This is a genomic window from Streptomyces chiangmaiensis (genome assembly GCF_036281785.1).
Lineage (GTDB): Bacteria > Actinomycetota > Actinomycetes > Streptomycetales > Streptomycetaceae > Streptomyces > Streptomyces chiangmaiensis.
In genome coordinates, this window is sequence record NZ_JAYWVC010000378.1 from 1 (window position 1) to 4,384 (window position 4,384).

The 4,384-nt window shown below is 68.5% G+C and carries 4 protein-coding genes and 1 pseudogene; 3 read left to right on the forward strand and 2 right to left on the reverse strand.

All coding sequences use genetic code 11. From position 1 onward, the window contains the following. Nucleotides 1–354: 354 nt before the first annotated feature. On the forward strand, nt 355–759 hold the full coding sequence (locus VXC91_RS42785; protein ID WP_329512757.1) for a hypothetical protein: 405 nt from the start codon (nt 355–357) through the stop codon (nt 757–759). A 396-nt stretch (nt 760–1,155) separates the two neighbouring features. On the opposite strand, the gene VXC91_RS42790 is transcribed toward VXC91_RS42785, so the two are convergent. After that, the gene (locus tag VXC91_RS42790; RefSeq protein WP_329512758.1) at nt 1,156–1,620 is read right to left on the reverse strand and encodes a DinB family protein; all 465 of its coding nucleotides are present in this window, start codon (nt 1,618–1,620) and stop codon (nt 1,156–1,158) included. 546 nt (nt 1,621–2,166) lie between these two features. Here VXC91_RS42790 and VXC91_RS42795 point away from each other — a divergent pair. Continuing rightward, nucleotides 2,167–2,652 (forward strand): hypothetical protein, encoded by a 486-nt coding sequence (locus tag VXC91_RS42795; RefSeq protein ID WP_329512759.1) that lies wholly within the window; start codon nt 2,167–2,169, stop codon nt 2,650–2,652. On the opposite strand, the pseudogene VXC91_RS42800 reads toward VXC91_RS42795, so the two are convergent. Then, nucleotides 2,645–3,720 (reverse strand): annotated as a pseudogene (locus VXC91_RS42800) (IS110 family RNA-guided transposase); the annotation flags it as partial. The gene VXC91_RS42795 and the pseudogene VXC91_RS42800 sit on opposite strands and share 8 nt — an antisense overlap. A gap of 52 nt (nt 3,721–3,772) precedes the next feature. Between VXC91_RS42800 and VXC91_RS42805 the strand changes: the two are divergent. Beyond that, nucleotides 3,773–4,279, forward strand: coding sequence for a hypothetical protein (locus VXC91_RS42805; protein ID WP_329512760.1), 507 nt, complete (start codon nt 3,773–3,775; stop codon nt 4,277–4,279). The last annotated feature ends 105 nt before the right edge of the window (nt 4,280–4,384 follow it).

Consider the following 4,384-nt stretch of genomic DNA (forward strand, 5'->3'; position numbering starts at 1 on the left):
GCTACCGCATCGGCAGACGACCGATGCCCGCTCAAGGACCGATCATTGGATACGCGACACAAGATCGATCCGTCTACGTCGCCGTCACGCACTCGGCCATCACCCTGGCACCCACCGTCGGACGACTCGTCGCAGACGAACTCGTGACCGGCAGACCAGCCCCCGAGTTACAACGTTGCCGCCCGCACAGTGTTGCCCAGTAGCAATGCCTCACGAGCCGGGCGGACACGATCACACGCCCAGTGACATCAATTCTCGATGACATTGATCAAGGGAACCAGGGGCTTTGTGGCTCCCGAAGTCACCGCGAAACGACATCCGCAGAAACCCACACAGCCAGCGAGTGCGACGCCCATGGACAGCAGGACGGTACGGCAGGTCGCCGAGGACTGCATGAAGCGCGACAGGGAGTCCTACGCCCTCTTCCGGGCGGCCCATCTGCTGACGACCGCTCCCCGCCTGATAGCCGACGAGCTCGGCGCCTGGTCCACGCGGCGTTGCAACCAGGCGGCGGTGATGATCACCAAGCTGGCGGCGGAGGCGGCACCGGTGCCGCCGGAGCTGGCGCGGGCCGCCGTGCGTGCGCTGGAACGCTGGGCCCGCAAGGCGAAGCCGGGCGTTCCCCCAACCCGGCACTCCCCGGACCTGCCGACGGCGAGGGTCGCTGCCCCCCCGTTGCCCAACTCCACTACAAGGGCTGAAGTTGACGGATCTCGGACGGTGAGTGTCCGGGATCCGTGCTGCCTCACAGAGTGGTGAGCCGCTCCAGCGGGAACGGAGGCTGCGCCAGGGGGCGCACCGTCAGCCGGGTCAGCGGCATGGGCGTTGCCGTCGCCCGCCGTGCGGTTGGCATGGAGCACTCCGCAGCCCGTGCAGGGGCTTTTGGCGGGTGCGCCCCGGGCCAGGGACCTGCTCGCGGGTACCTCGGGCCTTGGGTGTCGGGGCTTTCGTCTGGCGTGGTGTGGGCTGGTGGGTGGCTGCGTGTGTTGCTTGGGGGGTTGGTCCGGTTGGGGCGTGGCGTCCTGGCTGTGTGACGTCGGCCGGGCGGCACTGAATCCGTCTTGGTGGCTGAGGGGTGGCACTCCTGGGGTCAACAGGCCCGGGGCTCGTACTCGACCACCGGGGGCCTGTCAGGGGGCCGGTCCCCGCTGTCCACTACTGTTCGGCGATTTTGTTGATGCGCTCGCGGAGGAGGTCGGCTTGGCCGTTGTGCCGCGCGTACTCCTCAATCATGTGGGTGAGGATGTAGCGGAGAGAGAAGACGTCGTCTCGGTACCGCCCGGTGACGTCGGGGGACTCGGCGGCATCCACGATGTCGCGGGATCGGGCGCACTCCTCGTGCCAGATCGCGAACGCCTCGGACGGGTCTGCGGTGTCGACGTCGAAAGCGCCGCCGTCGCTTCGGGGCCAGTGCGCATCGCTGTGCTCGCCGTTCAATACGTTCCGGAACCAAGTCCGCTCGACGTCAGCCATGTGCCGGACGAGGCCGAGCAGCGACAAGCCCGAGGGCTGCACGGCCTTTTGCTTGAGCTGCTCGGCTGTGAGGCCCGCACATGCCATGGCCAGCGTGTCACGCTGGCGCTGCAGGAAGCCGGTCAGCGTGGCGCGCTCATCGGCCACCCGCGGAGGTTCGGTCCTCTCGCGGTTGTCCATCGGACCATCATGACAGCGAGGGGCGCACGGCAGTCGGATCTTTGCGGCTGACCTGCGCCGGCGACGACCGGCTGCCGCTCGGCGGTTGGGCTCGAGCTTCGGAGTGTGGAGGCCGGCCTTGGCATGCGTCCGGCGGTGCCGCCGCTCCCGTCGTCGGCCGACGCCGTGGTGCACGACCCCCGGGGCGGCTCCGCCCCTTTGGCGTCCGGGAGGCGCGGTCCCGGGCCGTGGTGCGCCGCGCCCTCGTCCCACCCGTCCCCCGGGGCCGACAGGTCTTCGGGCCTGCGCTTGACTGCCCGGGTCCCGTCAGGGGCCCGGTCCCCGCTCCTCATGAAGTCCCCGGCAGGGGGCTTGCCCCAGCCGGCCAACGGCCGGCCTCGGGTCTGTGGCGGCCTGGGGTGCAGTGGCGTGGGGGCAGGTCGGTCTACCGGTGTTCCCCCCGGGGGGTGCCCCTATGTCTTTGGTCAAGAAAATTGGGCTGCGCTGGGGGTGAGTGGCGGGCAGCATGGCGAGGTGTCGGATCTGCTGTGGGGCGACGTCAATGACTTCTTCGACCCAGATGAGATGGGGGCGCTGCCAGACGTGCGTGTCCCTGATGCCTCGGTGGTGGACTGGCAAGCAGTCCTCGATCTCATCAGCGAGAGCGGCTGGAAGTGCCAGTACTCGGAGGGTGATGTCGTGATGCCGGTGCCTCGGGCGCAGGCAGTGCTGTCCCGCCCGCCTGACGCCGAGTTTGCGGATCTGCGGGTCTGGCCAGTAGCCGGCATTCTGGCGATCTTCAGTTTCTATACGTCGGAGGAGATCAACTTTGATGTGGATCTGCGGGAGTTGCAGGGGCAGGAGCGACTGGATGTGTTCTGCGGCTTCCTCCGGGCGATCGGACGACGGCTGGGTAAGTCGGTGCTGATGGACCCGCAGGGGGATGCCGGGCATCCCGTGCTCGCGTTCGACGTTGAAGGCGACCGGGTTGTTCTCCTGGCTGAGCCGCCCGTCAGGTGACGATCGGCGTTGGTCGCGGTTCATAATGGGTTCCGTCGCGGAGCATTGCGACGAGGAGTCTGCCCGCCGCCGGGCGAGGCAGAGCAGGGCCTGGGTGTGGTCCTTGCCCTGGGCGATCTTCTTGTCGTAGTAGGCCCGCGATGCCGGGTCGCCCAGGGCGGCGAGCGCGGAGAGGAAGAAAGCCCGTTTGAGCTGCTTGTTTCCTCTCCTGGAGGGCTGTTCGCCGCGGATCGATGAGCCCGAGCTCCGGGTCTCCGGGGCGAGGCCGGCGTAGGCGGCGAGATGGCCGGCGGTCGGGAAGGTGCTGCCGTTGCCGACCTCGATCAGGATGCGGGCTCCGGTTCTAACGCCGACACCCGGCATCGACGTCAGGACTTTCGAAAGAGGGTGGGCCTCCAGGAGTTCCTCGATCCGCCTGGCCAGCAGCTTGCGCTGGTCGAGGACGGCCGTGAGCGAGGTGGCGAGGCTCGGGACGATCAGTGCGGCCGCATCGGTGCCCGGAACGGTGACGGTCTGCTCGTCCAGGGCAGCGAAGATGTCCTCGACGAGACGTTCAGCCATCCTCGGTGCCTTCGGCCGTAACAGCGTGACCAGCCGCCGCCGGCCGGCCTTGCGGATCTGGGCCGGTGACCCGAACCGCTGCAGCAGCATGAGGACGGCCGGGTGCTGCAACCGCGGCCCCAGCACTCGCTCCAGCGACGGATGGATCTGGGTCAGCAGGCCGTGCAGCCGGTTGGCGACCCGGGTTGCCTCGCCCGCCAGATCGTCGTCGAACCCGACGATCATCAGCTCGGCGATGGTCTCGTCCTCGCCGTCGATCGCCCGCAGGGTGTGGGGTATTGCGCGGGCGGCGTCGGCGATGATGAACGCGTCCTTCGCGTCGGTCTTGGCCTCGCCGGGGTAGAGGTCGGCGATCCGCCGCATCGTCAGTCCGGGCAGGTAGGCGACCGGGCAGCCCACGTCCCGGGCCACTGCCAGTGGCAGGGCGCCGATCGAAGCCGGCTGGTCGACCACGACCAGCACCGTTCCGTGCTTGGCCTGGAGTTTCGTGAACAGCTCGCGCAGTTTGGAGCCGATTTCCGCGTGACGGTCCGGCCCTCCGCCCGGTAGAACCCGACATGTGACCGTCTTCTACTGCGCCAAGTGCGGGACCGCGCTCACCGGTGACCTGATAGCGCTGCCGGTCGTTCCGAACGTCGATGACCCAGATCACGGTCGGGACAAGAAGACTGGCCAGGCTCGCTCCACCGTCCCCCACGGGCACTACGCCATCGACCCGGACCCCTGGGGTGCCCCGTACGTCGCGGCCGCCGCACCCCGCCGCCTTGCCCGCAGCACCGGCCGCGAGCTGCTGCGAACCGGCGCAGCGGCCACGGTTTCTGTCGGATGGCGTGACAGTGTCGTCGTCCACCCAGACGATGTCTTGCCACGCCTCGAACCCTTCACACTCGAGGACAACTGGCTCGGGTGCTGCGGCCCCACTGGTGCGTACGGCCCCAACCTGGCCTGCTTCTGCGGCTCTCGCCTGGCCACCTGGGCCGCCGACTGCATGGGCCCCAATGAGCTCCACTTCGACCCCGTGCGCGTCTACGCCTGGCATGGGGGTGGACTGACCGAGGGCCCGTGACGGTGTAGGGCCTTGACCGTCTTGAGGCGGCCGGCCCTGGTCCACGGTTGATCGGTCAACAAAATGGGGAACGAGGGGCGAGCCTGAAGATGCGTAATTCCCTAG